This window comes from Streptomyces sp. NPDC053426 (assembly GCF_055585405.1).
Window position 1 is genome coordinate 309,702 of record NZ_JBVJKE010000002.1, and the last position, 25,212, is coordinate 334,913.

Annotated in this window: 27 protein-coding genes and 1 pseudogene; 12 read left to right on the top strand and 16 right to left on the bottom strand. The window is 72.2% G+C overall.

Annotated features, from left to right (window positions below):
* Together ACZ62B_RS05225 and ACZ62B_RS05230 are read left to right on the top strand one after the other, a co-directional pair.
* A pseudogene (locus ACZ62B_RS05225) lies at positions 1–415 on the top strand (DEAD/DEAH box helicase); the annotation flags it as partial.
* A 78-nt stretch (positions 416–493) separates the two neighbouring features.
* On the top strand, positions 494–1,348 hold the full coding sequence (locus tag ACZ62B_RS05230) for an alpha/beta fold hydrolase (RefSeq protein WP_344565321.1): 855 nt from the start codon (positions 494–496) through the stop codon (positions 1,346–1,348).
* On the opposite strand, the gene ACZ62B_RS05235 is transcribed toward ACZ62B_RS05230, so the two are convergent.
* Positions 1,345–2,247 (bottom strand): NYN domain-containing protein, encoded by a 903-nt coding sequence (locus ACZ62B_RS05235; protein ID WP_344565331.1) that lies wholly within the window; start codon positions 2,245–2,247, stop codon positions 1,345–1,347. The two genes, ACZ62B_RS05230 and ACZ62B_RS05235, sit on opposite strands and share 4 nt — an antisense overlap.
* Before the next feature lie 221 nt (positions 2,248–2,468).
* On the opposite strand from ACZ62B_RS05235, the gene ACZ62B_RS05240 reads away from it, so the two are divergent.
* Complete coding sequence (locus tag ACZ62B_RS05240; RefSeq protein ID WP_106979586.1) at positions 2,469–2,621, top strand: hypothetical protein; 153 nt, start codon at positions 2,469–2,471, stop codon at positions 2,619–2,621.
* A 108-nt stretch (positions 2,622–2,729) separates the two neighbouring features.
* On the opposite strand, the gene ACZ62B_RS05245 is transcribed toward ACZ62B_RS05240, so the two are convergent.
* The 4 genes from ACZ62B_RS05245 to ACZ62B_RS05260 all read right to left on the bottom strand — a co-directional run bounded on the left by ACZ62B_RS05245 (position 2,730) and on the right by ACZ62B_RS05260 (position 5,809).
* On the bottom strand, positions 2,730–3,335 hold the full coding sequence (locus ACZ62B_RS05245; protein WP_073932335.1) for a MarC family protein: 606 nt from the start codon (positions 3,333–3,335) through the stop codon (positions 2,730–2,732).
* Between the two features lie 56 nt (positions 3,336–3,391).
* Complete coding sequence (locus tag ACZ62B_RS05250) at positions 3,392–4,249, bottom strand: PHP domain-containing protein (RefSeq protein ID WP_468719359.1); 858 nt, start codon at positions 4,247–4,249, stop codon at positions 3,392–3,394.
* Between the two features lie 168 nt (positions 4,250–4,417).
* Positions 4,418–5,059: a DUF6758 family protein gene (locus ACZ62B_RS05255; protein WP_344565316.1), complete on the bottom strand. Its 642-nt coding sequence runs from the start codon at positions 5,057–5,059 to the stop codon at positions 4,418–4,420.
* Between the two features lie 165 nt (positions 5,060–5,224).
* Positions 5,225–5,809, bottom strand: coding sequence for a suppressor of fused domain protein (locus tag ACZ62B_RS05260; protein WP_469689309.1), 585 nt, complete (start codon positions 5,807–5,809; stop codon positions 5,225–5,227).
* Between the two features lie 495 nt (positions 5,810–6,304).
* Between ACZ62B_RS05260 and ACZ62B_RS05265 the strand changes: the two genes are divergently transcribed.
* Together ACZ62B_RS05265 and ACZ62B_RS05270 are read left to right on the top strand one after the other, a co-directional pair.
* Positions 6,305–7,426, top strand: coding sequence for a magnesium and cobalt transport protein CorA (locus ACZ62B_RS05265; protein ID WP_344565312.1), 1,122 nt, complete (start codon positions 6,305–6,307; stop codon positions 7,424–7,426).
* A 32-nt stretch (positions 7,427–7,458) separates the two neighbouring features.
* A complete protein-coding gene (locus tag ACZ62B_RS05270) occupies positions 7,459–7,974 on the top strand; it encodes a hypothetical protein (RefSeq protein WP_468886866.1) in 516 nt (171 codons plus the stop codon).
* Here ACZ62B_RS05270 and ACZ62B_RS05275 read toward each other — a convergent pair.
* Positions 7,971–8,726, bottom strand: coding sequence for a hypothetical protein (locus ACZ62B_RS05275; RefSeq protein WP_344565308.1), 756 nt, complete (start codon positions 8,724–8,726; stop codon positions 7,971–7,973). The two genes, ACZ62B_RS05270 and ACZ62B_RS05275, sit on opposite strands and share 4 nt — an antisense overlap.
* Before the next feature lie 215 nt (positions 8,727–8,941).
* Between ACZ62B_RS05275 and ACZ62B_RS05280 the strand changes: the two genes are divergently transcribed.
* From ACZ62B_RS05280 to ACZ62B_RS05290, 3 genes are read left to right on the top strand one after another with little or no spacing between them, the layout of a single operon-like run.
* Positions 8,942–10,231, top strand: a complete 1,290-nt coding sequence (locus tag ACZ62B_RS05280; RefSeq protein ID WP_468880139.1) for a magnesium transporter MgtE N-terminal domain-containing protein — start codon at positions 8,942–8,944, stop codon at positions 10,229–10,231.
* A complete protein-coding gene (locus ACZ62B_RS05285) occupies positions 10,221–10,829 on the top strand; it encodes a DUF1003 domain-containing protein (RefSeq protein ID WP_344565305.1) in 609 nt (202 codons plus the stop codon). Before ACZ62B_RS05280 ends, ACZ62B_RS05285 begins: the two co-directional genes overlap by 11 nt.
* A 43-nt stretch (positions 10,830–10,872) precedes the next feature.
* On the top strand, positions 10,873–12,006 hold the full coding sequence (locus ACZ62B_RS05290; RefSeq protein ID WP_344565304.1) for an Mrp/NBP35 family ATP-binding protein: 1,134 nt from the start codon (positions 10,873–10,875) through the stop codon (positions 12,004–12,006).
* Positions 12,007–12,068: 62 nt separating this feature from the next.
* On the opposite strand, the gene ACZ62B_RS05295 is transcribed toward ACZ62B_RS05290, so the two are convergent.
* The 5 genes from ACZ62B_RS05295 to sigE form a co-directional block, all read right to left on the bottom strand.
* Positions 12,069–12,743 carry a hypothetical protein gene (locus ACZ62B_RS05295; protein ID WP_344565329.1) on the bottom strand — a complete coding sequence of 225 codons (675 nt, stop codon included), beginning with the start codon at positions 12,741–12,743 and terminating at the stop codon, positions 12,069–12,071.
* Between the two features lie 226 nt (positions 12,744–12,969).
* Positions 12,970–13,407 (bottom strand): sec-independent translocase, encoded by a 438-nt coding sequence (locus tag ACZ62B_RS05300; RefSeq protein WP_344565303.1) that lies wholly within the window; start codon positions 13,405–13,407, stop codon positions 12,970–12,972.
* A gap of 126 nt (positions 13,408–13,533) precedes the next feature.
* Positions 13,534–15,633 (bottom strand): S1C family serine protease, encoded by a 2,100-nt coding sequence (locus tag ACZ62B_RS05305; RefSeq protein WP_469689310.1) that lies wholly within the window; start codon positions 15,631–15,633, stop codon positions 13,534–13,536.
* A gap of 130 nt (positions 15,634–15,763) precedes the next feature.
* Positions 15,764–16,723 carry an anti-sigma factor family protein gene (locus ACZ62B_RS05310; protein WP_469689311.1) on the bottom strand — a complete coding sequence of 320 codons (960 nt, stop codon included), beginning with the start codon at positions 16,721–16,723 and terminating at the stop codon, positions 15,764–15,766.
* Positions 16,720–17,379, bottom strand: a complete 660-nt coding sequence (gene sigE, locus ACZ62B_RS05315) for an RNA polymerase sigma factor SigE (RefSeq protein ID WP_344565327.1) — start codon at positions 17,377–17,379, stop codon at positions 16,720–16,722. Before sigE ends, ACZ62B_RS05310 begins: the two co-directional genes overlap by 4 nt.
* 276 nt (positions 17,380–17,655) lie before the next feature.
* On the opposite strand from sigE, the gene ACZ62B_RS05320 reads away from it, so the two are divergent.
* A complete protein-coding gene (locus tag ACZ62B_RS05320) occupies positions 17,656–18,354 on the top strand; it encodes an O-methyltransferase (RefSeq protein ID WP_073932321.1) in 699 nt (232 codons plus the stop codon).
* Positions 18,355–18,468: 114 nt separating this feature from the next.
* Here ACZ62B_RS05320 and ACZ62B_RS05325 read toward each other — a convergent pair whose 3' ends face one another.
* A complete protein-coding gene (locus ACZ62B_RS05325) occupies positions 18,469–18,636 on the bottom strand; it encodes a DUF3117 domain-containing protein (protein WP_003966491.1) in 168 nt (55 codons plus the stop codon).
* A 380-nt stretch (positions 18,637–19,016) separates the two neighbouring features.
* Between ACZ62B_RS05325 and chcB the strand changes: the two genes are divergently transcribed.
* On the top strand, positions 19,017–19,820 hold the full coding sequence (gene chcB, locus ACZ62B_RS05330) for a 2-cyclohexenylcarbonyl CoA isomerase (protein WP_344565298.1): 804 nt from the start codon (positions 19,017–19,019) through the stop codon (positions 19,818–19,820).
* Positions 19,821–19,914: 94 nt separating this feature from the next.
* On the opposite strand, the gene ACZ62B_RS05335 is transcribed toward chcB, so the two are convergent.
* On the bottom strand, positions 19,915–20,505 hold the full coding sequence (locus ACZ62B_RS05335) for a DNA-3-methyladenine glycosylase I (RefSeq protein ID WP_469689387.1): 591 nt from the start codon (positions 20,503–20,505) through the stop codon (positions 19,915–19,917).
* 32 nt (positions 20,506–20,537) lie between these two features.
* Positions 20,538–20,894, bottom strand: a complete 357-nt coding sequence (locus tag ACZ62B_RS05340) for a DivIVA domain-containing protein (RefSeq protein ID WP_344565323.1) — start codon at positions 20,892–20,894, stop codon at positions 20,538–20,540.
* Positions 20,895–21,046: 152 nt separating this feature from the next.
* Between ACZ62B_RS05340 and folP the strand changes: the two genes are divergently transcribed.
* Entirely contained in the window at positions 21,047–21,907 is an 861-nt protein-coding gene (gene folP / locus ACZ62B_RS05345) for a dihydropteroate synthase (RefSeq protein WP_469689312.1), read from the top strand.
* A gap of 133 nt (positions 21,908–22,040) precedes the next feature.
* On the opposite strand, the gene ACZ62B_RS05350 is transcribed toward folP, so the two are convergent.
* Positions 22,041–22,799, bottom strand: coding sequence for an LOG family protein (locus ACZ62B_RS05350; RefSeq protein ID WP_344565295.1), 759 nt, complete (start codon positions 22,797–22,799; stop codon positions 22,041–22,043).
* A 109-nt stretch (positions 22,800–22,908) separates the two neighbouring features.
* Positions 22,909–23,988 (bottom strand): succinyl-diaminopimelate desuccinylase, encoded by a 1,080-nt coding sequence (dapE, locus tag ACZ62B_RS05355; RefSeq protein WP_469689313.1) that lies wholly within the window; start codon positions 23,986–23,988, stop codon positions 22,909–22,911.
* 83 nt (positions 23,989–24,071) lie between these two features.
* Between dapE and ACZ62B_RS05360 the strand changes: the two genes are divergently transcribed.
* Positions 24,072–25,064, top strand: a complete 993-nt coding sequence (locus tag ACZ62B_RS05360) for a VldE C-terminal domain-containing protein (protein ID WP_344565292.1) — start codon at positions 24,072–24,074, stop codon at positions 25,062–25,064.
* Positions 25,065–25,212: the final 148 nt, after the last annotated feature.

Consider the following 25,212-nt stretch of genomic DNA (forward strand, 5'->3'; position numbering starts at 1 on the left):
CGACACCGCCGAAGCCACCACCGAGGCAGTCGAAGAGGCCAAGCCCCGCCGCACCCGCAAGACCGCCGCCAAGAAGGCCGAAACCGCCGTCGACACCGCCGAAGCCACCACCGAGGCAGTCGAAGAGGCCAAGCCGCGTCGTCGGACCCGTAAGGCCGCCGAGTCGGAGTCGGCCGTCGCCGTCGGGATTCCGGCGCAGGCGGTTCCGGAGGCCGAGGCGGCGGAGGCCAAGCCGCGTCGTACGCGGAAGGCCGCCGCCAAGAAGGCCGAGGCCGTCGCCGAGGGCACCGAGGCCAAGCCTCAGCGTCGTACCCGCAAGGTCGCCGAGATTCCGGCGCAGGCCGCGGACGAGGCGAAGCCCAAGGTCCGGCGGACCCGCAAGACGGCAGCCGCCGCGGAGTCCGCGGAAGGCTGACGCGACGAACCGACGGCCCGGTCCCACACCCGTGGGGCCGGGCCGTCGGCGTGTCCGCCACCCGCTACCCTCACCTCCGTGACCAGCCGCTCCCCCTCCGCCCTCGCCCGCCGACTCCGTACCCCACGCGGGGAGTTCGCCGTCGTGGACGTGCCACCGGCCGCCGGGGTGACGGCGCGGGGGGTCGCGTTGCTGCTGCCCGGGTACACCGGCAGCAAGGAGGACTTCACGCTGGTGCACGAACCGCTCGCCGCGCGCGGCTACCGCACCGTCGCCGTGGACGGACGGGGCCAGTACGAGTCGGACGGGCCCGCGGACGACGAATCCGCGTACACGCAGGACGAGTTGGCGCGGGACGTCCTCGCGCAGGCGAACGCGGTCGGTGCGCCCGTGCACCTCGTCGGGCACTCGCTCGGCGGCCAGATCGCCCGTGCCGCCGTCCTCCTCGACCACTCCCCCTTCCGCTCGCTCACGCTCGTCTCCTCCGGCCCCGCACGGATCTCCGTCTCCCAGGAGCAGCGCGTGAAGCTGCTGCGGGACGCGCTCGCGGTGATGTCGATGGCGGAGTGCTGGGAGGCGATCCTGGCCATGGGCCCGCCCGAGGAGGTGGGCGGTCCTGCGCGCGGGCCCGTCGGTCAGGAGTACCTGCGCAGCCGCTGGTTGCGCACCAAGCCCGCACAACTGCTCGCCACCGGCCGCCAGTTGTGTGCCGAACCGGACCGGGTCGCGGAACTGGCCGCCGTACCGCTGCCGTTCCACGTCCTGTCGGGGGCGCGTGACGACACCTGGCCGGTGCCGGACCTCGACGGGATGGCCCTGCGCCTCGAGGCGCACCGCACCGTCGTCGACGGGGCCGAGCACTCACCCGCCGCCGACCGTCCCGCGCCGACCGCCCGCGCCCTCGCCGACTTCTGGGACGGGCTCGCCCCTTAGTACTGCGCCTGCAGATGGTCCCAGAACCCGTCGCGCAGGGCGCGTCTCAGGTCCGCCTGGCCGCGCAGGGAGTACTGCAGCAGCCCCTCCGCCTCCACCAGCAGATCCTGGTCGACGGATCCGGGCAGGTAGGGGTGGCCGGGAAGCAGTTCCACCAGCGTGTCCCGGCCCCGCGCGACCAGCCATTTCGCGGCGATCTGCGCGCCGACGAACCGGACGTCCTCGCGGGCGGGCCGGCCCGTCGCGGGTTCGTACGCCGGTGCCGTGCGCCGGGAGACGTACGGCTTGAAGAAGTCCAGGTCGAGCGTGCGCTGGCTGTCGACCTCCCAGAGCAGCGGCTCGGCCTGGTTGCGGCCCTCGGGCGCCTCGATGCCCCAGAGGTGGACCCGGGCGCCGTACCCCTGGGCCGCCTCGACCGCCGAGACGAGGTCCTCGTCGCCGCCGAGCAGGGCCGCGTCGCTGATGGCGCGGTGCCGGGCCAGTGACTCCAGGTCGGTGCGGATCAGGGAGTCGACGCCCTTCTGCTGGTTGTTGGCGTTGAGGTTGCCGAGGCGGACCTTGACGTCCGGGAGTTCGGCGATGGACTGCTGTTCGGCGGTGTGGATGCGGCGTCTGGCCCCGTCGTACCAGTAGACCCGCAGCAGCCTGCTGTCCGCGAAGATGGTGCGGGCGCGGTCGATGAGCGCGTCGATGAGTCCCTCGGCGTCGAGGTCGAAGGCCCGGCGGTCCTCCGTCCCGGCCACGAGCCGTCCCGCGGCGGCGTACAGGTAGCCCGCGTCGACGAAGATGGCGTGGGTCGAGGGCGTCTTCGCCACCTCGGCGAGCATGCGCTGGAGCAGCTCGTTGGTGCGCTCGATACGGGCGTGCAGAGCCGCGAGGTCTTCGTTCATCACCTCCATTGTCCCGGTGGTCACGCTACGAACACAACCGGTCCCGGTCGGTCTCCTTCGAAACCCTTACTGGTCAGTATTTAGTCGATCGAAAAATTTCTTTAGCGTAGGGAATGTTTGCATCACGCATCCCGTTGAACCCTTCATGGAACACGGGCCCGACCGGCCCGTGCGCCGCCTCACCGAGTAGTTCTCCTCCAGGAGGATGACCAGACGAAGGGAGAAGCCCCATGCGCTTCGAAATCATGCGACTCGACGACGTCGACGGCACGCCCGTGGACACCACCGTCGTGGACGCCGCCTCCGTCAACCGCATCGTTCAGCAGGCCGCCGCCATCGGACAGCGCCTGTGGATCCGCCCGGCCGACACCCCGGCCTCGTAACGCGCAGCACGCGGGAGACCGGCCACACGGGCCGGACCCCCGAGGACGTACGCCACGGAGCCCCCGTACCACCATCGGTACGGGGGCTCCGCGCGTCCGGCACCGGATTCAGCCGCCCTGGATCACCTGGGTGACGCCGTTGATGATCTGCTGCACGGCGATCGCGGAGAGCATCATGCCGGCCAGGCGCGTCACCAGCACCACGCCGCCGTCCTTGATGACCCGGATGATCAGCAGCGAGTACCGCATCACCAGCCAGAGCACGACGTGGATGGCGAGGATCGCCGACCACACCGAGACCTGCCCGCCGACGCCGTCGGCCTTCTGCACGGCGAGGATGACCGACACGATCGCACCGGGCCCCGCCAGCAGCGGCATGCCCAGCGGGACCAGCGCGACGTTGACGTCCTTGGTCTGCTTGGGCTCGTCGGTCTTGCCGGTGAGCAGGTCCAGCGCGATCAGCAGGAGGAGCAGCCCGCCCGCGATCATCAGCGCGGGCACCGACACGTGCAGGTAGGCGAGGATCTGGTGGCCGAGCAGCCCGAACACGGTGATCACACCACCGGCCACGCAGACGGCCTGGAAGGCCATCCGCTTCTGCATCTTGGCCGGCCGGCCGGCGGTCAGGGCGAGGAAGATCGGGGTGATCCCAGGGGGATCCATGATGACAAAAAGGGTCAGGAAGAGAGAGCCGAAGACGGCGATGTCGAGCATGACAGCCTTGCTGAGGAACGAGTGGGTGAAGAGGGTGCGGGGAGGAGGGGGAAGCCTCAGGCTCCGCCGGTCCCCGGCACCGGGAACGCCCCGGTCGCGCGCCGCGTGATCTCGCCGTACACCTCGGGGTCCGTCATGAACTCGCCGAGGACGCAGGTCTTCCGGCTGCCGTGGTAGTCGCTGGAGCCGGTCACCAGGAGCCCCAGTTCCTTCGCGAGGCCGCGCAGCCGCGCCCGGGTCTCCGGGTCGTGGTCCATGTGGTCGACCTCGATGCCGTCGAGGCCGGCCTCGGCCAGCTCGGCGATCGCGGACTCCGGCACGGTCCTGCCCCGCTTGCTCGCGGCGGGGTGCGCGAAGACGGCGACCCCGCCCGCGTTCTTGACCAGCCGCAGGGCCTCGAAGGGGTCGGTCTCGTGCTTGTCCATGTAGGCCCGGCCGCCGTCGGCCAGCCACTCCCGGGTGAACGCGTCGCTCACGGTGGGCACGACGCCCAGCTCGACGAGTGCGCTGGCCACGTGCGGGCGGCCCACCGAGCCGTCGCCGGCGATCCGCGCCACCTGCTCCCAGGTGACCGGCACGCCCAGCGCGTTCAGCTTGGCGATCATGCCCTGGGCCCGCGGCACCCGGTCGTCCCGGACCAGCTCGCGCTCGGCGAGCAGCTCGGGCTCCTCGGGGTCGAAGAGGTAGGCCAGCATGTGCACGCCGATGCCGTCGAGCCGGCAGGAGAGTTCCGCCCCGGGGACCAGCGTGAGTCCCGCCGGGAGCACGGAGAGCGCCTCCGCGTGCCCGCGGGTGGTGTCGTGGTCGGTCAGCGCGATGACGTCGAGACCGGCGGCGGCCGCCTTGCGGACCAGCTCGGCCGGCGTGTCCGTACCGTCGGACGCGGTGGAGTGGGTGTGCAGATCGATACGCACGACGCATTACTCCAAGCGGTGACGGACGGACGGGGACGCTCCAGGATAACCGGATTTTCACACGCCCCTGTCACACCCGAACCCGCTGTGCGCCCCCTACCGGCCCGCTGTGCGGCACCCACGCCCCCACGGCGCCCACGCCTTCGGGCGCCCCACGCCCCCGGGCACCTACGCCTCCAGCAGGCGCGGTGACAGCGCGCCGCAGGGCACCAGTTCCACCTCGGCTCCCGCCTCCCGCAGGTCGGCGAGGACCAGTTCGTCGTACATCAGCAGCCCGGACTGCTCCGGCCACACCACCGCCCACAGCCACATCCCGAGCGCCTCGCCCGCGAAGACGGCGCGGTCGTCCGGCGCCTTGGCGACGTGCCAGAGCGGGGTCGGGCGGCCGGCGGCCAGCACCTTGGCCTGGGGTGGCTTCTCGACGTTCATGTACGGCCCCGGGTCCGGACCGTCGACGCCCGCGTACCGCGCGCCGAGGCCCACGCCGAGTTCCTCGGCGACCAGGATGAGCTCACCCATGCCGCCGAGCGGTCCGGGACCGGTGCACGCGACGGCGGTCGCCCGGCCCCCGCCGCGGTCGTCGCCCGCGCTGGCCACGCCCGTGAACAGCCAGCCCACCGGCAGCGGCCACGGCATCCACACCGGCACCTTCGTGCGGTGCACGGCGACTTCGAGGGCCTCGACGCTCGGCGGTATCACGGGCTGCAGCGGGTGCACGGTGCCGTGCACAGCGCACTGCCAGGCATCCGAGAAGAGGCCGGGAGCCCTGACCCGGCCACCACACTTCGGGCAACTGGGTTCGCCCCTCATAGGGCCCCACGGTCCTACCCCGGCCGCGCCACGTCAAGGACGATCACCCGTCCGGGCGGAACCGGCCACGCGTCTTCCGGGACGAACGGACAACCGTGCGTGACCGTCCGCTCCGGCGACCGCACCGCCCGTCACCCGTCGGGCGGTGCGTGCGAACCGCCGAGCTCACTCCAGCGGCACGGACCCGCGGAACGGATCCCGCAGGTCCGTGCCCTGGTTCAGCCAGCGTTCCTGGAGGGCCTGGGCGCCGTGCACCCGCTTCCAGGCGGCCTCGTTCGGGGTCATCGGCAGCAGCGGCAGGAACCGTACGGGGTCCAGGGGCTCGTCGAGCTCCAGGTCCTCCACCAGGCCGCCCGGCTCGGCTACCAGCACCGAGGTGAACGGGGCACCGGGCCACAGCGGTTCACCCACGTCCAGTGAGGCGCCGGGGGCCACGACCACCCCCTCGACCTGCGGGGACGCGGCGAGCACGGCGAGCGGGCGGAGCACCTTGTCGGTGTCGGCGACACCGCCCCGGACGGACAGCACCAGCTCGACGCGCGGCCCCTTCACCGGGTCCGCGATCACCGCCGTGGGGTCGGTCATGGGCTGCGCGGACATGCCGAGGGTGGCGTAGCGCACGAGGTCGCCCTCGTGGAAGCGCAGCACCTCGATGCGGTCCGTGCCCAGGAAGGTGACCGCCGCGCGGGCGTCCGGTTCGCCCAGCGTCGTACGCAACCGGACCTCGACCAGAGGAAGAACATCAGCCATGCGGCGAGCATAGAACTCGTCAGTACCGGGCAAAGCAGAGCCTTGACACGGCAGTCGGCTGATACGCTTGGCCGGTGGTTCGGGCAGCACGCAGAAGCGTCCGATCGTCCCGAACGCCTTGACGCTCCCCGTTCAGAGGGGGGAATCCCCCAAGGGGATCGTGGATCGTCCCTCACGGGGGACCGGCCGGAGGAGGTGGGGCTGGCATGGACCGAAGTCGACCGTGCAGTAGCACCCGCTCTTCCGCCCGCTGATGTAGCTGCTCCTGTCTGGCTCCCGCCTTTCGTCCGCGCGTCTTCATCGGAAGAGCACTTTGTTTCGTTCCGCCTGATCTGCCCCAGTAGCTGTATCAGCGACGAAGCCCGCCACCGCGACGGTGCGGTGCTCCCCGCTTTGTGGACGCGCCAAACATCCGCAGTCCAGGACGTCCTCATTCCGGGTTGTTCCACCCGTCGTTCCGGCGCCTTTCGTTGCCTGTCCGCGAAGGAGCCCGCCATGTCGATGATCCGCGACCTGCGCGCCGTGGTCCGTCCCTCCTCCCGTGTCTCGCTGCGCAAGGAGAGCGGCCCGTACGACGCCACCCGTGACCCCGCGACGACCACCGCCGTCGTCGACTGCGCCGTCTACCGCGACGGCCGCCGCCTGCCGACCGAGGGCGGCCCGCTCACCCCGCACGAGGCGATGCGGCTGGTGCGCCGCGACGGAGGCTTCGTGTGGATCGGTCTGCACGAGCCGAACGAGGCCGAATTCGCCGGGATCGCCCGGGAGTTCGGGCTGCACCCGCTGGCCGTGGAGGACGCCGTCCAGGCCCATCAGCGGCCCAAGCTGGAGCGCTACGACGACTCCCTGTTCACGGTCTTCAAGACCGTCCACTACGTCGACCACGACGAGCTCTCCGCCAGCAGCGAGGTCGTCGAGACCGGTGAGGTGATGTGCTTCACCGGCCGGGACTTCTTCATCACCGTCCGGCACGGCGGGCAGGGCTCCCTGCGGGCCCTGCGGCACCGCCTCCAGGACGACCCCGAACTGCTGGCCAAAGGGCCCTCGGCCGTGCTGCACGCCATCGCCGACCATGTGGTGGACGGCTACATCGCGGTGGCCGACGCGGTGCAGGACGACATCGACGAGGTCGAGACGGAGGTGTTCTCGCCGGGCCGCAAGGGCACCCCGCGCGGCACCGACGCCGGGCGGATCTACCAACTCAAGCGTGAGGTGCTGGAGTTCAAGCGGGCCGTGTCGCCGCTGCTGCGGCCGATGCAGCTGCTGAGCGAGCGGCCGATGCGGCTGGTCGACCCGGACATCCAGAAGTACTTCCGGGACGTGGCCGACCACCTGGCCCGGGTGCAGGAACAGGTCATCGGCTTCGACGAACTGCTGAACTCCATCCTCCAGGCCAACCTCGCCCAGGCGTCCGTGGCGCAGAACGAGGACATGCGGAAGATCACCTCGTGGGCCGCGATCATCGCCGTACCGACGATGGTGTGCGGGGTGTACGGGATGAACTTCGACCACATGCCGGAGCTGCGGTGGAAGTACGGCTATCCGCTGGTCCTGGGGGTCACGGTGGCCCTCTGTCTGGGCATCCACCGCACGCTGAAGCGCAACGGCTGGCTCTGAGCACCCCGGGAGCGCCTGGATAGGCTGGCCCCATGACAAGTGCGCTGCTCGACCGGGCCCTCATCGAGGAGGCCACGAAGAAGTCCGGCCTCGTGTGGGTCAAGGGCCCCGGCGCCGCGGCCCGTGCGCTGTGGCACGTGTGGCACGAGGGTGCCGCGTGCGTGGTCGGCGACGGGCCCGGGGAGCAGCCGCTGCCGGGGCTGGCCGACGGCGTCTCCGCCGAGGTGACGGTCCGCAGCAAGGACAAGGGCGGCCGGCTGGTCTCCTGGACGGCGACGGTCGTGGAACTGCCGTCGGGCTCCGAGGAGTGGGAGGCGGCGGTCGCCGAGCTCAAGGGCAAGCGGCTCAACGCGCCCGACGGCGAGGCGATGACCGGGCGCTGGGCCCGCGAGTGCCGCGTCCTGCGCCTGGAGCCGACCGGGGCGACGGCCCCGCTCCCCGACGGCCCCCTGGCCGAGGCCCCCCTGCCGACGCCGGTGACGACCCGGCGCCCCGTCCCGGCGGGGCTGCCCCGGCTGCTGCTCAAGAAGAGGAAGCGGCGGGCCTAGGACGTCGGGAGCTGCTTGCCGTAGTCGAGGGTCTCGTCCTTGGACGGTTCCTTCAGTTCGAAGTCGGCGCCCCAGGACGAGAACGTGAGGGTGCCCGCCTTGCCGGCGCGTACCAGGCGCACCGGGTACGGCTTGCCCTCCAGCGAGACGTCCAGGGTGCCGCCGGAGCCCTCGTCGCCGGTGACGCGGATGGTGCGTACGCCCGACTGCTCGTGGTGGCCGTCCGTGGCCAGTTCGCCGTGCAGGGTCAGCAGGCCGTCGAGGAGGACGTTCTTGTCCGTGAAGCCGATGAACTTCTTGTACGACGGATCGTCCTGCGGCACCTTCACGTACTTCTCGGCGAGCTTGTCGGCCGCCGCCGCGTCCGCCTCGCCGTCGTCCTCCTCGCCGTCCTCCTGCCCCCAGAAATCGGCACCGGCCTTCAGGTACAGCTCGTCGTCGACCCGCAGCAGGCGAAACGTCTCGCCCTCGGTGGTGACCGAGCCGACGCCGCCCTCCTCCTTCAGCCGCATGTCCAGCGTGTACGTGCGTCCGCTGGTGACCACGGTGCCGTGCAGCCGTACGGCGGCGACCGACTCGGCGGCCTTCTGGGATCTGTTCTGGATCTGGTCGGCGGGCAGTCTGCCGACACCGTTGGTGCCCTCGTTCGGATCCTCGGAGCATCCCGTGAGCGCCGTCCCCGTCACGAGCAGCGCGCACACGGCGCCGGCCAGCACGGCCCTGCGGGAACGGCCCCGGTAGATCGGAATCACAGGTGGGCTGCCTCTCTGACGGGGGACCTGAACGGCGTACCGCAGAGTACCGGGGCCGCACGGGCCGAACGGAGCCAGTCCGTCCGGACCGGTCGCCGGCGCACGGATGATCGGTACGGGCTAGCCTGAAGCCCACCCGAGCGGGCAATCCGGATAACAGACGCGGCAGGCAGTACACGGCAACGAAAGACCCCGCACGGAAAGGAGTGGCGGCCATGGCAGGGGGCGCCCCCCGGTTCTTCGTCTCGCACGTCTCCGGTGTCGCCGTCTTCGATCCGGCCGGCGACCAGGTGGGGCGCGTGCGCGATCTGGTCGTCATCCTGCGGCCCGGCCGGCGTCCGCCGCGACTGCTCGGCCTGGTGGTCGAACTCTCCACCCGCCGCCGCATCTTCCTGCCCATGAACCGGGTGACCGCCGTGCAGTCCGGCCAGGTCATCACGACCGGGGTGCTCAACGTCCGGCGCTTCGAGCAGCGGCCCACCGAGCGGCTCGTCTTCGGCGAGCTGCTCGACCGGCGGGTGACGCTGGTGGAGAGCGGCGAGGAGGTCACCGTCCTCGACCTCTCGGTGCATCAGCTCCCGGCCCGCCGCGAGTGGGAGATCGACCGGGTCTTCGTGCGCAAGGGGAAGAAGGGCGGCGCGTTCCGGCGCGGCAAGGGCGAGACGCTGACCGTCGAGTGGTCCGCGGTCACCGGGTTCTCCCTGGAGGAGCAGGGGCAGGGCGCCGAGAACCTGCTCGCCACCTTCGAACAGCTCCGCCCCGCCGACCTCGCCAACGTGCTGCACCACCTCTCCCCCAAACGGCGCGCGGAGGTGGCCGCCGCCCTCGACGACGACCGGCTCGCCGACGTGCTGGAGGAGCTGCCCGAGGACGACCAGATCGAGATCCTCGGCAAGCTGAAGGAGGAGCGCGCCGCCGACGTCCTGGAGGCCATGGACCCCGACGACGCGGCCGACCTGCTGGGCGAACTGCCCGAGGCGGACAAGGAGCGGCTGCTGAGCCTGATGCAGCCCTCCGACGCGGCCGACATGCGGCGCCTGATGTCGTACGAGGAGCACACGGCGGGCGGTCTGATGACGACCGAGCCGATCGTGCTGCGGCCCGACGCGACCGTCGCGGACGCCCTCGCCCGGATCCGCGAGCCGGACCTCTCCCCCGCGCACGCCGCGCAGGTCTACGTCTGCCGCCCGCCCGAGGAGACGCCCACCGGCAAGTACCTGGGGGCGGTCCACTTCCAGCGCCTGCTGCGCGACCCCCCGTACACGCTGGTCGGCTCGATCCTCGACGACGACCTCCAGCCCCTGGACCCGGACGCGGCGCTGCCCGTGGTCGCCGGGTTCTTCGCCACGTACGACATGGTGGCGGCGCCCGTGGTCGACGAGTCGGGGTCGCTGCTGGGCGCGGTGACGGTGGACGACGTGCTGGACCACATGCTGCCCGACGACTGGCGGGAGACCGAGTTCCACCTCGACGAGGACGAGGGGGTGGTGACCGATGGCTCCTGAGCGCGACGGCGTGCGCGAGCGCGTGCCGGCGGGCGCCACGGCCGCCGGACGGCCGCGCACGCCCCGCCTGGACCAGCCGCGCCCTCCCAGGCGCCGCATCCTGCCCGAGTGGGACCCGGAGGCCTTCGGGCGGCTCTCGGAGAGCGTCGCGCGGTTCCTGGGCACCGGGCGGTTCATCGTCTGGATGACGTTCGTCATCATCCTGTGGGTGGTGTGGAACGTGTCCGCGCCGAAGGAGCTGCGCTTCGACGAGTACCCGTTCATCTTCCTGACGCTGATGCTGTCCCTGCAGGCCTCCTACGCGGCTCCGCTGATCCTGCTCGCGCAGAACAGGCAGGACGACCGGGACCGGGTCAATCTGGAGCAGGACCGCAAGCAGAACGAGCGGTCGATCGCGGACACCGAGTATCTGACCCGGGAGATCGCCGCCCTGCGGATCGGGCTCGGGGAGGTGGCCACGCGGGACTGGATCCGCTCGGAGCTCCAGGACATGGTCAAGGAGCTGGAGGGGCGGCAGAACGGGCACAAGGACCATCACGGTTCTTTCCCGGCGATGCGGGCGGAACACCCGCCGGGACGTGACGCAGACGACCGCTGACGTACTTACCGGCGGGTGTACCCGGCGCCGTACCATCGTCGGTATGGCTACGGAAGACGCGGTGCGCGAGGCACTGGCGACGGTGAACGACCCCGAGATCAACCGGCCCATCACCGAACTCGGCATGGTCAAATCGGTGGAGATCGGGGCGGACGGTGCGGTCGCGGTCACCGTGTACCTGACGGTCTCCGGCTGCCCCATGCGGGACACGATCACGCAGCGCGTGACGGACGCGGTCTCCCGGGTCGAGGGTGTCACCCGGGTCGACGTGACGCTGGACGTCATGAGCGACGAGCAGCGCAAGGAACTGGCGAGCGCCCTGCGCGGCGGCCAGACCGAGCGCGAGGTGCCCTTCGCCAAGCCGGGCAGCCTGACCCGGGTGTACGCGGTCGCCTCCGGCAAGGGCGGCGTCGGCAAGTCCTCGGTGACGGTGAACCTGGCGGCGGCGATGGCGGCCGACGGGCTGAAGGTCGGTGTCGTGGACGCCGACATCTACGGCCACTCGGTGCCGCGCATGCTGGGCGCGGACGGGCGTCCCACCCAGGTCGAGAACATGATCATGCCGCCGTCGGCGAACGGCGTGAAGGTCATCTCCATCGGCATGTTCACCCCGGGCAACGCGCCGGTGGTGTGGCGCGGCCCGATGCTGCACCGCGCGCTCCAGCAGTTCCTGGCGGACGTGTACTGGGGCGACCTGGACGTGCTGCTGCTGGACCTGCCGCCCGGCACCGGTGACATCGCGATCTCCGTGGCCCAGCTCGTGCCGAACGCCGAGATCCTCGTCGTCACCACGCCCCAGCAGGCGGCGGCCGAGGTGGCCGAGCGGGCGGGGTCCATCGCCGTGCAGACCCACCAGAAGATCGTCGGCGTGGTCGAGAACATGTCCGGGCTGCCCTGCCCGCACTGCGGTGAGATGGTCGACGTGTTCGGCACGGGCGGCGGCCAGACGGTCGCCGACGGCCTGACCCGTACGACCGGTGCGAACGTGCCGGTGCTCGGCGCCATCCCGATCGACGTCCGGCTGCGCGAGGGCGGCGACGAGGGCAAGCCCGTGGTGCTGTCCGACCCGGACTCCCCGGCGGGCTCGGCGCTCCGCTCGATCGCCGGCAAGCTCGGCGGGCGGCAGCGGGGCCTGTCGGGCATGTCCCTGGGGATCACCCCGCGCAACAAGTTCTGAGGGCTCTCACGCGCGAGGGCGCCGTCCGCTGCCGGACGGCGCCCTCGCGCACACCCGTCCGCTCAGGCGTCGTACGCGGTGATGTCCTTGACCACGGCGAAGCCGAGGCCGTACGCGCTCATGCCCCTGCCGTACGCGCCCACGTGCACCCCCGCCCGCGTGGTTCCCGCGAGCACCCAGCCGAACTCGGACTCCCGGTAGTGGAACGGCGTCGGCACCCCGTCCACGGGCAGGGACAGCGTCGACCAGTCCTCACCCTCCAGGTCGTCCGCGAGGACCCAGGCGGTCTCCGTCTGCTGGTCCAGCCAGTCGTCGCGCAGGGAGTGGTCCATCTGGCCGGGCCAGGTGAAGGACAGCAGCCCCACCCCGGCGAGCCAGGCGGCGGAGGAGACCGAGGTGGCCTCCAGCAGACCGGTGCCGTCGGCGCTGCGGCGCACCGGGTTGGCGGCCACGGTCACCACGACCGCGAACTTCTCCTTGGTCTCCTGGTCGGTCCCGGCCGTGTACTCGCTGCGCACCGAGGGCTCGTCGCCGTGCCCGACCGATCCGTGCTCGACGGCCCCGTCGGCCGCCAGTCCGACCTGCATCAGCCAGCGCTGCCCCGTGAAGGCCTCGTCGAGGCCGTACCAGGGGAAGGGCGCACGCAGGTAGCCGTCGACGGTACGCCGGGCGGAGGAAACGGGTTCTCCGTCCTCCGCGGCCGGCGCCTGCGCGACTGCCGAACTCGTCGTCTCCATGTGGCCGGACGCCTCCTCGCTCTCGTCGGACCGGGCGGCCCGCCCCCCTTCGGGCGTACTCGTCCGTTCCACACAACAACTCGGCAGCATAGCCACCTTGACGGCACGGGCTGGGAAACCGCCCGGCGCGTGGGCCTCGCGGACGCCCTGATCAGGCCGTGCGCAGCCCGGGTGGAGTATGAGACGCGTCACGTACGCGGGGGCGTACGCCCCCGCGCCGGACGGCTCAGGTGGCGTCCGCGTCGAAGGGCGGGCGGTCGTCGGCCGCCGGCGTCTCGGGCTTCTTGGTCATGTCCACACGGCCACCGGAGGAGGACGGGGCGGAGGACGAGGAGTCGGTGTCGCGGCCGTGGACGGCGTCCGCGACCTCGGCCATCTCCTTCTTCAGGTCGAAGCCGTTACGGATCTCCTTGAGCCCCAGGTCGTCGTTGTCCAGCTGTTTGCGGATGAACGTCTTGGGGTTGAGGTCCTCGAACTCGAAGTCCTTGAACTCCGGGCCGAGTTCCTGCCGGATGTCCTGCTTGGCGCTCTCCGAGAAGTCCCGGATCTTCCGGATCGTGCGCGTCACGTCCTGGATGACCTTGGGGAGCTTGTCCGGACCGAAGACGAGCACGGCGAGGACGATGAGCGTCACCAGCTCGAGCGGTCCTATGTCATTGAACACCTGAAGCTCCTCGCGATGCCTTCGGTCCTCGGTCCCCGGGGCGGCCTGCGGTCTTCCGTGGTCCGGGCCGGGTCCACGGTACCCGGCCACCCCGTGCGTCCGGTACCGTCCCGGGGCTCATCCGCCTCAGTCGCCCTCCGAGGAACCGAGCGTCAGGGTGACCGTCCGCTCCTCGCCGTCCCGCTCCAGGGTGAGTTCGAGGCGGTCGCCGGGGCGGTGGGCACGGGTCTTGACGATGAGTTCCTCGCCGGAGTGGACGCGCCGGCCGTCGACCTCGGTGATGACGTCGCCGGCCTTGATCCCGGCCTTGGCGCCGGGGCCGCCGGTGCTGACCGGGGGTCCGCCGTCGCTGCCCTTCTCCGCGACGCGGGCGCCGTCGCCGCCGTACTGCATGTCGAGGGTGATGCCGATCACCGGGTGGGTGGCCTTCCCGGTGTTGATCAGCTCCTCGGCGACGCGCTTGCCCTGGTTGATGGGGATGGCGAAGCCGAGCCCTATGGAGCCGGCCTGGCCGGCGTCCGGGTCGGCGCCGCCACCGGCGGAGCGGATGGCCGAGTTGATGCCGATCACCCGGGCCTTGGCGTCGAGCAGGGGGCCGCCGGAGTTGCCGGGGTTGATCGGCGCGTCGGTCTGCAGGGCGTCGACGTACGACACGTCGCTGCCGTCGCCCTCCTCGCCGCCGGCGGTGATGGGCCGCTCGCGAGCGCTGATGATGCCGGAGGTGACGGTGCCGGCCAGGTCGAAGGGGGCGCCGATGGCGACGACGGGGTCGCCGACCCGCACGTTGTCGGAGTTGCCCAGCGGCAGGGGGGTGAGTCCGCTGACGCCCTTCACCTTCACGACAGCGAGGTCGTAGCCGCTGTCCCGGCCCACGACGGTGGCTTCGGCGGTGTCGCCGCTGTGGAAGGTGACGGTGATCTCGCCGTCGTCCCCGGCGGGTCCGACGACGTGGTCGTTGGTGAGGATGTGGCCGCGCCCGTCGAGCACGAAGCCGGTGCCGGTACCGGCCTCGCCGGCGCCGCTGACGTGCAGGGTGACGACGCTGGGCAGCGCCTGTGCGGCGATTCCGGCGACGCTGCCGGGGTCGCGCCCCGACGCCTCCTTGCCGGCCTGCGGCAGCTCCACGGTGCCCACGCCGCCGTTGCGCTCCAGATACGTGCCGATGATCCCGCCGATGCCGCCGGACACGAGCGCGAGCACCAGCGCGGCCCCGATGAGCGCCCGCCGGGCCCGTCGGCGCTTCTGCTTCTCACTGACCACGGTGGGCCCGGCCTGCTGCAGCGGCGCGGCAGCGGCGGCAGCGGCCCAGGGGTCGTAACGTCCCCAGGGGTCGGCGGCCGGGGCGTCCTGGGCCGGGGGCACCTGGGCGTCCGGATGCGCTTGCGCGGGAATGACGGGGGCCGTGGGGGCGCCGTGCGGCACGGGGGTGCCGTACGGCGCCGTGCCCGGGCCCGGAGGAGACGCCGGGGGTACGTCCTGCGGTGCGGGCGCACCGTGCGGCGCCGTGCCCGGGTCCGAGGGAGGTGCCGGGGGCGCGCCCTGCGGTACGGGGCCGGTGCGGGGCGTCGGGTCCGGGGGCGTCGAAGGCGCCGCGAGCGCCATGCCGTGCGCGGGTGTCGTCGCCGGGTGCTGTACGGGCGGGGCGGGCGCCCAGGGGCCCGGTTCGCCGTACGGCGGGGTGCTGTAGGGGTCGGGGTCGTGCAGGGGCGTCTGCCGCCCGGGGACGGAGGGCTCGAAAGCCACCGGCGGCGGATCGGGGACCGCGGGGCCCGGGACGGCCGGGGACGGGGACCCGGCGGAGGTGTCGGTCTTCGCGAGGGAGGCACCAGGGACCGGAACGGCCGAGGACACGTCCCCGACGACAGGCTCACCGGGGGCACCGGCCCCAGCGGCAGCAGCACCGGGCGACGGGACCGACGGGTCGGAGACCGCGGGGCCCGGGACGGCCGGGGGCGGGGGCCCGGCGGGCTCGCCGGGGTCATCGGTCCCGGTGGCGGAGGCACCCGGCGGCGGGGCCGGTGCGTCGGAGGCCACAGGATCGGGCTCGGGAGGCCGGTCCTCGGAGCCCTCGGGCCGTAGGGGGCGGTCCAGTTCGTAGTCGCCCTCGTGGTCGTCGCCGACGGCGGCCGGCTCACGGTGCGGGCGGGCCAGTTCGAAGTCGCCGTCGTGTCCCTCGGGACGCGTGATCGGCTCCTCCCCCGGTGGGCCCGGCTTCCCCTCGTTCATGCTCTCCCCACGGCTGGACACGGCACCGCACGACGGCGGTGGCCGCGAAACTACAGGCTCGGCACCCGGCTGGGCCTGGGCGCGCCCCCTGGATTCAACCAGGTTCGCGCGCCCCCGCGCACCGAACGGTTCAGCGGGACGTGGGCGTGGGAGCCGGTGTCGTGCCCGCGGTGAGGAGGCCGGGGTTCCTGAGCCCGGCGGAGACGGCCCACGTGGTCAGGGTGAGCGGCGGGGTCGAGCTGAGCGGTCGTATCAGCGGGGACACGGCCGTCGCACCGCCCGTCATCGGCGTGCCCGGCGTGGGGTGGCGCTCCGCCGGCGCCGGGACGCCGGGCAGCAGCGGCGCGGAGACCGCGGTCGGGGCGACCGGGGTGCCCGCGGGCGCGCCCTGGCCCGTCACCTGGCCCAGCAGCGGTCCCACGCCGCGGCGCCGCTGGGACTCGGGCACCGCCGCGCCCGTGCCCTGTGTGCGCATCGGCGTGACATTGCTGCCCTTGCCCGCGCCGCGCGCCTCCGTGTCGGTGGGCGTGCCCGTGGCGGTGACCCCGCCGAGCGCGATCGCGGCCAGCGACACCGCCCCGGCGGCGGCGAACGCGAACCGCAGCCCGCGGGAGGACGGCCGGTCGGTCTCGTGGCGGCTGACGTCATGGACGGCGAAGCCCCGGCCGCCCGCGGCCGCCGGCAGCGCGGCCCCGTGCCGCCGGACGGGCTCGTAGGCGAACTCGAAGCGCTCGCCCCGCCTGGCCCCGAAGACCCCGGAGCCCCCGCCGAACCGTCCCGACGTACCACCCGGCAGCCTTCCGCCGCCCAGCGGCGAGCCGCCGTCGCCGGGGTCGCACCCGGCCGGCAGCCCCTGGAGGCGGGCCAGGAAGCTCTCGGAGGGCGGCGGGGGTGCCGCCTGCGCGAACACGTTCTTCAGACGGCGCTGCGCGTCCACCTCCGCCTTGCACTTCGCGCAGGTGGCGACGTGCGCCAGTACGCGCTCACGCGCGTCATGACCGAGCTCTCCGTCCACCAGGGCGGAGAGTCGGTCTCCCAGGTGCTGCTCTGCGAGGTGTCCCTCGGAAGACTTCGACTGTGAACCGCTCACGCGCTCGCGCCCCCTCCTCCCAGTGCGGGAACACGCGGCACGAAGGAGCGGCGCTCCGCGCGCGCCTTGGGCGAGCGGTGCGCGAGGGCCTTGCGCAGCTGGGAACGGCCGCGGTGGATCCGGGACCGGACGGTGCCGAGCTTGACGCCCAGGGTGGCCGCGATCTCCTCGTACGACAGTCCTTCGATGTCGCACAGGACGACGGCGGCGCGGAACTCGGGGGCGAGGGTGTCGAGGGCCTGCTGGACGTCCGCGTCGAAGTGGGCGTCGTTGAACACCTGCTGCGGCGTGGGCTCCTTGCTGGCCAGCCGCTCGGCCGCGTCGTCGCCGAGCGCGTCGAAGCGGATGCGCTGCTTGCGGCGGACCATGTCCAGGAAGAGGTTGGTGGTGATGCGGTGCAGCCAGCCCTCGAAGGTGCCCGGCGTGTACGTCGACAGGGAGCGGAAGACGCGGACGAAGACCTCCTGGGTGAGGTCCTCGGCGTCGTGCTGGTTGCCGGTGAGGCGGTAGGCGAGCCGGTAGACCCGGCCGCTGTGCATGCTGACGATCTCCTCCCAGGTGGGCGGAGTCCACGCCTGCCCGTCCGCGTCGGTGGAGAAAGTCGCGGTCTGGGCCGGGTCGCCGGCGCGGTCGTGGTCAGCAGCGGTGTTGTTCACGGATTTCGGCCTGCCCGCCGATCCGAGGAAGCGCCGCAGCACTCCTGCGCGATCCACAGGCGCAGCCGCACCTCCCCTATCGGCTCTGGTGGTGTCCAGTGGAGCCCCTACCATAGCCACCTCGCCCGTTAGCTCCGGATAAGCGGTTTTACGAGAATTTGATCTGGGCTGCCACGGCTCGTACGGCTGCGTCAGCACTTGCTCGGCGTCCTCGTCCACTGCCTGCCCCCCGTCACGGCACACGCCACTTGCTCATCCCTTTAAACGACCGGTCCCATCTGCGGGTTCCCGACGCCAACGGATACAGTCACGCCGAGGCTTCCACGGGGACAGGAGAGGGTCATTACCGCCAACCGGCAGACGAGCTGGGCGTTCGCCGACGCCTATGTCGCCGAGGACGAAGCGCTGCACTGGGCCCGTGACCGGGCCCGTGACGCGGGGCTGCGCTCGGTGTCGCCCGGCACGGGCGCGGCGCTGCGGCTGCTCGCCGCCAGCGTGGACGCCAAGGCGGTCGCGGAGATCGGCACCGGCTGCGGGGTCTCCGGGATCCACCTGCTGCACGGGATGCGGCCGGACGGGGTGCTGACCACGGTCGACCAGGAGCCGGAGCACCAGCAGTCCGCCCGCCAGGCGTTCCGCGACGCCGGTTTCGCCGGGAACAGGGCCCGTTTCATCCCGGGCCGCGCGCTGGACGTCCTGCCCCGGCTCGCGGACGCCGGTTACGACCTGGTCTTCTGCGACGGCGACCGGCAGGAGTACCAGGACTATCTCGCCGAATCGTTGCGCCTGCTGCGTCCGGGAGGCCTGGTCGCCTTCGAAGGGCTCTTCGCGAACGGACGCACGGTGGACTCCGGTCCGCAGCCCACGGAGGTGCTGCGGCTGCGGGAGCTGGTGCGGACCGTACGCGAGAGCACGGAACTGGTGTCGTCGCTGCTGCCGGTGGGGGACGGACTGCTCTGCGCCGTCAAGCGGTGACCGGCGGACGGTGGCCGGCGGACACGGTCCGCGCCCTTCCGCCCGTACGCGAAACAGCCGCCCCGGCACCGCGTGCGGCGCCGGGGCGGCTGAAAGGGTATGGTCGCTTGCGCGTCAGCCGACGACCTTCTTGAGGGCGTCGCCGAGCGCGTCGGCCTCGTCCGGGGTCAGCTCGACGACGAGCCGACCGCCGCCTTCGAGCGGAACGCGCATGACGATGCCCCGCCCCTCCTTGGTCACCTCGAGCGGGCCGTCGCCCGTCCGCGGCTTCATGGCCGCCATGCTCGTTCCCCTTCCTGAAACCCAGCTAAACCGTCTGAGCCGACGGCCCACTGAAGGGCACCTGCGGTCCTTGAAGCAGGACACACGCCACCGGCATCGAACACATTGCTTCCAGGCCATTATCCCGCATGGCGGGACCCGATGACCAACATCGGTCGGCATCGCTTGGGCAACGCGCGCGAGCAAAACCACTCAATTCGGCGATGTGACTGCGATACTGCGCCACCGCACACACGTCCACCGATCGGAAACGGACAGGAATTGTTTGACGCAGGTCACACGTCGGTCACCCGCCACGACCGGTGATCTCCGTCATGCTGTCCTGCAGACGGGGACGTACCGGCCGGTAGGTCCCGAGCCGCCACACGGAGGGATACGCCATGGCCGACACCGTGCTCTACGAGGTGAGCGACGGACTCGCGACGATCACGCTCAACCGCCCGGAGGCGATGAACGCGCTGAACGTCGCGGCGAAGGTCGCCCTCCGGGACGCGGTCCGGTCCGCTGCGGACGACGACGCCGTACGGGCCGTGCTGCTGACCGCGGCCGGGGACCGGGCGTTCTGCGTCGGTCAGGACCTCAAGGAGCACATCGGGCTGCTGATCGAGGACCGGGAGACCGGTTCGGGGCAGACGATGAGCACGGTGCGCGAGCACTACAACCCGATCGTGAAGGCGATCGCCGGGGCCGCGAAGCCGGTGGTCGCGGCGGTGAACGGGGTCGCGGCGGGCGCCGGCTTCGGCTTCGCGCTGGCCGCGGACTACCGGATCGTCGCGGACACGGCGGCGTTCAACACCTCGTTCGCCGGGGTCGCGCTGACCGCGGACTCCGGGATCTCCTGGACGCTGCCGCGCGTGATCGGCCCCGGGCGCGCCACCGACCTGCTGCTCTTCCCGCGCAGCGTCTCCGCGCAGGAGGCGTACGAGCTGGGCATCGCCAACCGGCTGGTCCCGGCGGCGGAGCTGCGCGCGGAGGCGGAGAAGGTGGCCCGCGCGCTGGCCGAGGGGCCGACGGTGGCGTACGCGGCGCTGAAGGAGTCCGTGGCGTACGGGCTGAGCCACTCGCTGGCGGAGGCGCTGGAGAAGGAGGACGAGCTCCAGACGCGGGCGGGGTCCTCGGAGGACCATGCGATCGCGGTGCGGGCGTTCGTGAACAAGGAGAAGCCGAAGTATTCGGGGCGGTGAGCTCGGGACGGTGGCGCCGTCGGAGGCTGCGGGCGCGTTGTGGTTGATCGCGCCCACGCGGCGGAGCCGCACATCGATACAGCCCCGCGCCCCCTTAAGGGGCGCTTCTTCTCACGCATGTCTCCAAGTGGTCGTTGACCAGGCCGCATGCCTGCATCAGGGCGTACGCCGTGGTCGGGCCCACGAAGCGCAGGCCCCGTTTCTTCAGCGCCTTGGACAGGGCCGTCGACTCCGGGGTCACCGCGGGGACGTCGGCCAGGGTCTTCGGTGCCGGGCGGGCGGCCGGGTCGGGGGCGTGGGACCAGATCAGGGCGTCCAGGTCGCCGGGCGCCCACCCGGCCAGCTCGCGCGCGTTGGCGAGGGTCGCGTCGATCTTGGCGCGGTTGCGGATGATGCCCGTGTCGGCCAGCAGGCGCTCGCGGTCGGTGTCGGTGAACTCCGCGACCGTGGCGATCTTGAAGTCGGCGAAGGCGGCGCGGAAGCCGGGGCGGCGCCGCAGGATGGTGATCCAGGACAGGCCCGACTGGAACGCCTCCAGGCTGAGACGCTCGAAGAGGGCGTCGTCGCCGTGGACCGGGCGGCCCCACTCCTCGTCGTGGTACGTCACGTAGTCCGCGGTGGACAGCGCCCACGGGCAGCGCGGGAGGCCGTCCGGGCCGACGGGGGCGGCCGCCCCCTCACTCACGGCCGCTTCGTCGCTCACGATCGCTTCGTCGCTCACGGCTGTTCGTCCTCGTGGTGCGGGGCGGGCTTGTCCATGGAGATGCGGGACGCGGCGGCGCGGGCGCCGGCCAGCGCGGACTCCAGGTCGGCGATCCGGTCGTCGCGCTCGGCGAGCTCCGCGCCGAGGCGGCCGAGGGCGTCGTCCACGTCGGCCATGCGGTAGCCGCGGGCGGCGAGCGGGAAGCGCAGGCCGTCCACGTCCGCGCGGTTGACCGGCCGGTCGGGCGGCAGGGTGTCCCGCAGGCGCTCGGGGGCCGCCTCGGGCAGCGGGGCGTTGTCGCCGCCGCCCACCACGGCGAGGGTCACCGCGGCGACCACGACGGCGAGCGCGACGACCAGGAACAGGAACATAACCATCGCCGGGGCCCCCACGGTCGGATGAGTCGGATTGGGTCGGAGTCGGGTGTGTGGCTCCGATCGTGCCATGCGAGTCTGACAGTCGGGGCCGCCGGGCGTTCGGAGGCCGCCCCGGACGGGATCGTACGAGGAAGAGGTCACAGGGGATGCTCAGGCTGGGCAGGCGGGAATTCGCACCGCACGAGCGGGTCATCATGGCGATCGTGAACCGGACCCCGGACTCCTTCTACGACCGGGGCGCCACGTTCCGCGACGAGCCGGCGCTGGCGCGGGTGGAGCAGGCGGTGGCGGAGGGTGCCGCGATCATCGACATCGGCGGGGTGAAGGCCGGGCCGGGCGAGGAGGTCACGGCCGAGGAGGAGGCGCGGCGGACGGTCAGCTTCGTCGCCGAGGTGCGACGGCGCTTCCCGGACGTCGTGATCAGCGTGGACACCTGGCGGCACGAGGTCGGCGAGGCCGTGTGCGAGGCGGGCGCGGACGTACTGAACGACGCGTGGGGCGGGGTCGATCCGCGGCTCGCGGAGGTCGCCGCGCGGTACGGGGCGGGGCTGGTGTGCACCCACGCGGGTGGTGCCCAGCCGCGGACGCGGCCGCACCGGGTGACGTACGACGACGTCATGGCCGACATTCTCGACGTGACCGTGGGGCTGGCGGAGCGGGCGGTGTCGCTGGGGGTGCCCCGGGAGTCGGTGATGATCGATCCGGGGCACGACTTCGGGAAGAACACGCGGCACAGTCTTGAGGCGACCCGGCGGTTGGGGGAGATGGTCTCCACCGGGTGGTCGGTGCTTGTTTCCTTGTCCAACAAGGACTTCGTCGGGGAGACGTTGGACCGGCCGGTGAAGGAGCGGGTGGTGGGGACGCTGGCCACCACGGCGGTGTCCGCGTGGTTGGGGGCGCAGGTGTATCGGGTGCACGAGGTCGCCGAGACCCGGCAGGTGTTGGACATGGTGTCCGCCATTGCGGGGGAGCGGGAGCCGGCTGTTGCCCGGAGGGGGCTGGCGTAGGGGGTTTCCCGCCCCCGCCGCCCCTTCCCGTCCCGTCCCCGGGGGCTCCCGCCCCCGGACCCCCGGCCTTTGCCCACCCACCGCCCGACTCGGGAGTTGGAAAGGCGCCCTCGAAGTGCCCTTTCGCAGGCCTCTAGCGGCCCGCCTCCTTCGAGACCAGGGCCACCGCCTCCTCCACGTCGTCCGTGACGTGGAACAGCAGCAGGTCCTTCTCCGCCGCCTTGCCCTGGGCGATGACCGTGTGGCGGAGCCAGTCGACCAGGCCGCCCCAGTAGTCCGTGCCGAACAGGACGATGGGGAAGCGGGTGACCTTCTGGGTCTGGACGAGGGTCAGGGCCTCGAAGAGTTCGTCCAGGGTGCCGAGGCCGCCGGGCAGGACCACGAATCCCTGGGCGTACTTGACGAACATCATCTTGCGGACGAAGAAGTACCGGAAGTTCAGGCCGATGTCGACGTAGGGGTTCAGCCCTTGCTCGAAGGGCAGTTCGATGCCCAGGCCGACCGAGACGCCCTTCGCGTCGCACGCGCCCTTGTTGGCCGCCTCCATGGCCCCCGGACCGCCGCCGGTGATCACCGCGAAGCCCGCGTCGACCAGGCCCCGGCCCAGCCGGACGCCGGCCTCGTACTCCGGCGAGTCCACCGGTGTGCGCGCCGAACCGAAGACGCTGATGGCGGGCGGGAGTTCGGCGAGCGTGCCGAAGCCCTCGATGAACTCCGACTGGATGCGCAGCACCCGCCAGGGGTCGGTGTGGACCCAGTCCGTGGGCGCCCGCTCGTCCAGCAGCCGCTGGTCGGTGGTGCTCGCCTGCACCTGGCCCCGCCGGCGGAGGACCGGCCCCAGGCGCTTCTCGTCCGGCGGCTGCTGCTTCCCCTCGGGGTTGCCGGTAGCCATGTGCGCTCCCTCCGTCGTGCCAGTCGTTCCACCTCAGCGTAGATCCACACGGGTTACGTACGAGGGACCTGAGCATGTCCGGAACGCAGCGGCGCAAACCCCGCTCGCGTCACGCCGTCAGCCAGGACCGCAGCCGCTCCTCCCCCGCGAGGATCTTCGCGGTGTCCACGCGCTCGTCCCGCTTGTGCGCCAAGTGGGGGTTGCCGGGACCGTAGTTGACCGCCGGGACGCCCAGCGACGAGAAGCGGGAGACGTCCGTCCAGCCGTACTTGGGCTGCGGGGTGCCGCCCACCGCCTCGATGAAGGCCGCCGCGGCCGGGTGGGACAGGCCGGGCAGCGCCGCGCCGCTGTGGTCGTCGACGACGAACTCCGTCACCCCGCAGTCCGCGAACACCTCGCGGACGTGGGCGAGGGCCTCCTCCTCGCTGCGGTCGGGGGCGTAGCGGAAGTTCACGGTGACCACGCACTCGTCCGGGATGACGTTGCCGGCCACTCCCCCGGAGACGCCGACCGCGTTCAGACCCTCGCGGTACTCCAGTCCGTCGATCACCGGGTAGCGCGGTTCGTAGGCGGCCAGCCGGGCGAGGATCGGGGCGGCGGCGTGGATCGCGTTGGAGCCCATCCAGCTCCGCGCGGAGTGGGCGCGCTCACCGGTGGTCCTCAGCAGCACCCGCAGCGTGCCCTGGCAGCCGCCCTCCACCTGCCCGTCGGAGGGTTCGAGGAGCACCGCGAAGTCGCCCTCCAGCCACTCGGGGTGCGCCTCGGCCACGTGCTTCAGGCCGTTGAGGTCGGCGGCGACCTCCTCGTTGTCGTAGAAGACGAAGGTCAGGTCGCGGTTGGGCGCGGGGACCGTGGCCGCGATGCGCAGCTGGACGGCCACGCCGGACTTCATGTCGCAGGTGCCGCAGCCCCACAGCGTGCCGTCGGCGTCGAGCCGGGAGGGGACGTTGTCCGCGATCGGGACGGTGTCGATGTGGCCGGCGAGGATCACCCGCTCCGGGCGCCCCAGCCGCGTACGGGCCACGACGTTGTTGCCGTAGCGGTCGACCGTGAGGTGCGGCAGGGCGCGCAGCGCGTTCTCGATCGCGTCCGCGAGCGGCTTCTCGGTGCCGCTGACGGAGGGGAAGTCGACGAGCTGCGCGGTCAGGCGCGCGGCGTCCAGCGTGAGGTCAAGCGGGGTGTCGGCCATGCCGTCGACCCTAACCCGGCGGACTTCGACCCACTGTCCGCACCCGGCGCACAAGAAACCGTACTCTCCAGTACCTTGTACGCGTGCCAGAGCCGTCCCTTCCTTCAAAGCGCACACGTCGCGGCCGTTTCCTCCGCTGGAGTGCGGGCCTCGCGGTGCTGTCCGCGGTCGCCGGATACGTCGTGGTGCAGTACGACACCGGCCGCGCGGGCGCTCCCGGCTGCAAGGTCGTATCGGGCAAGGGCGACGGGGCGACGTACGAGTTCACGCCCGAGCAGGCGGTGAACGCCGCGACGATCACCGCCGTGGGCACCGCGCGCGAGCTGCCCGAGCGGGCGGTGACGATCGCGCTGGCGACCGCGCTGCAGGAGTCGGCGCTGCGCAACATCGACTACGGCGACCGTGACTCGCTGGGCCTGTTCCAGCAGCGTCCCTCGCAGGGCTGGGGCACGCCGAAGGAGATCATGGACCCGGCGTACGCGGCGGGGAAGTTCTACGAGCACCTGGAGGAGGTGCCGGGCTACACCCGGCTGCCGCTCACCGTCGCCGCGCAGCGGGTGCAGCGCAGCGGCTTCCCGCAGGCGTACGCCAAGCACGAGCCGGACGCCGCGCTGCTGGCCGCCGCCCTCACCGGGCGCTCGGCGGCGACGCTGACCTGCGAGGGCCGTCCGGCCGCGACGCGGGCGGCGGGCGCGGACGCGGTGCGGGCGGCGCTGGCGCGGGACTTCGGGCGGGACGCGCTGGAGCCGGCCGGGGCGGAGGTGGGGGCCGCGCCCTCGTCCTCGCCCTCGCCCTCGGAGAGCGCTCCGGTGGACTCCGGTGACTCCGGCGGGGGGACCGTGCGGCTTCCGGTCACCGCCGAGGAGGGCGCCGATGCCGGGGCGCGTGGCTGGCAGCTGGCCCACTGGGCCGTGGCCAACGCCTCCGAGCTGCGCATAAAGCGGGTGTCGTACGCGGGGCGGGAGTGGACGGCCGGGCACTCCGACAGCCGGTGGCGGCCGGTGGACGGCAAGAACGCGGAGGGCTCGGGGTCCACGGACGGTGCGGGGGCCGTGACCATCACGACGATGCCGTAGCGCGACCGCGCGGGGGTACGACCGCGCAGGCGTGCGGGGAGTCACCCGCAGGCGTCATGTACGGCCGATAATGCGACGCATTACCAACTCTTTGCGTTGCCCCGCCGCAACCTTCCCGGCGGTCGGACGGTAGTCACGGCGTCAGCGT

Coding starts and splice junctions, on each gene's coding strand:
- folP (WP_469689312.1), top strand. CDS start 21,047: ATGCTCAGGCTGGGCAGGCGGGAATTCGCACCGCACGAGCGGGTCATC.
- ACZ62B_RS05295 (WP_344565329.1), bottom strand. CDS start 12,743: ATGGAGACGACGAGTTCGGCAGTCGCGCAGGCGCCGGCCGCGGAGGAC.
- chcB (WP_344565298.1), top strand. CDS start 19,017: ATGGCCGACACCGTGCTCTACGAGGTGAGCGACGGACTCGCGACGATC.
- ACZ62B_RS05255 (WP_344565316.1), bottom strand. CDS start 5,059: ATGAGGGGCGAACCCAGTTGCCCGAAGTGTGGTGGCCGGGTCAGGGCT.
- ACZ62B_RS05340 (WP_344565323.1), bottom strand. CDS start 20,894: ATGTTCCTGTTCCTGGTCGTCGCGCTCGCCGTCGTGGTCGCCGCGGTG.
- ACZ62B_RS05265 (WP_344565312.1), top strand. CDS start 6,305: ATGTCGATGATCCGCGACCTGCGCGCCGTGGTCCGTCCCTCCTCCCGT.
- dapE (WP_469689313.1), bottom strand. CDS start 23,988: ATGGCCGACACCCCGCTTGACCTCACGCTGGACGCCGCGCGCCTGACC.
- ACZ62B_RS05325 (WP_003966491.1), bottom strand. CDS start 18,636: ATGGCGGCCATGAAGCCGCGGACGGGCGACGGCCCGCTCGAGGTGACC.
- ACZ62B_RS05350 (WP_344565295.1), bottom strand. CDS start 22,799: ATGGCTACCGGCAACCCCGAGGGGAAGCAGCAGCCGCCGGACGAGAAG.
- ACZ62B_RS05285 (WP_344565305.1), top strand. CDS start 10,221: ATGGCTCCTGAGCGCGACGGCGTGCGCGAGCGCGTGCCGGCGGGCGCC.
- ACZ62B_RS05260 (WP_469689309.1), bottom strand. CDS start 5,809: ATGGCTGATGTTCTTCCTCTGGTCGAGGTCCGGTTGCGTACGACGCTG.
- ACZ62B_RS05270 (WP_468886866.1), top strand. CDS start 7,459: ATGACAAGTGCGCTGCTCGACCGGGCCCTCATCGAGGAGGCCACGAAG.
- ACZ62B_RS05240 (WP_106979586.1), top strand. CDS start 2,469: ATGCGCTTCGAAATCATGCGACTCGACGACGTCGACGGCACGCCCGTG.
- ACZ62B_RS05235 (WP_344565331.1), bottom strand. CDS start 2,247: ATGGAGGTGATGAACGAAGACCTCGCGGCTCTGCACGCCCGTATCGAG.
- ACZ62B_RS05305 (WP_469689310.1), bottom strand. CDS start 15,633: ATGAACGAGGGGAAGCCGGGCCCACCGGGGGAGGAGCCGATCACGCGT.
- ACZ62B_RS05290 (WP_344565304.1), top strand. CDS start 10,873: ATGGCTACGGAAGACGCGGTGCGCGAGGCACTGGCGACGGTGAACGAC.
- ACZ62B_RS05280 (WP_468880139.1), top strand. CDS start 8,942: ATGGCAGGGGGCGCCCCCCGGTTCTTCGTCTCGCACGTCTCCGGTGTC.
- ACZ62B_RS05245 (WP_073932335.1), bottom strand. CDS start 3,335: ATGCTCGACATCGCCGTCTTCGGCTCTCTCTTCCTGACCCTTTTTGTC.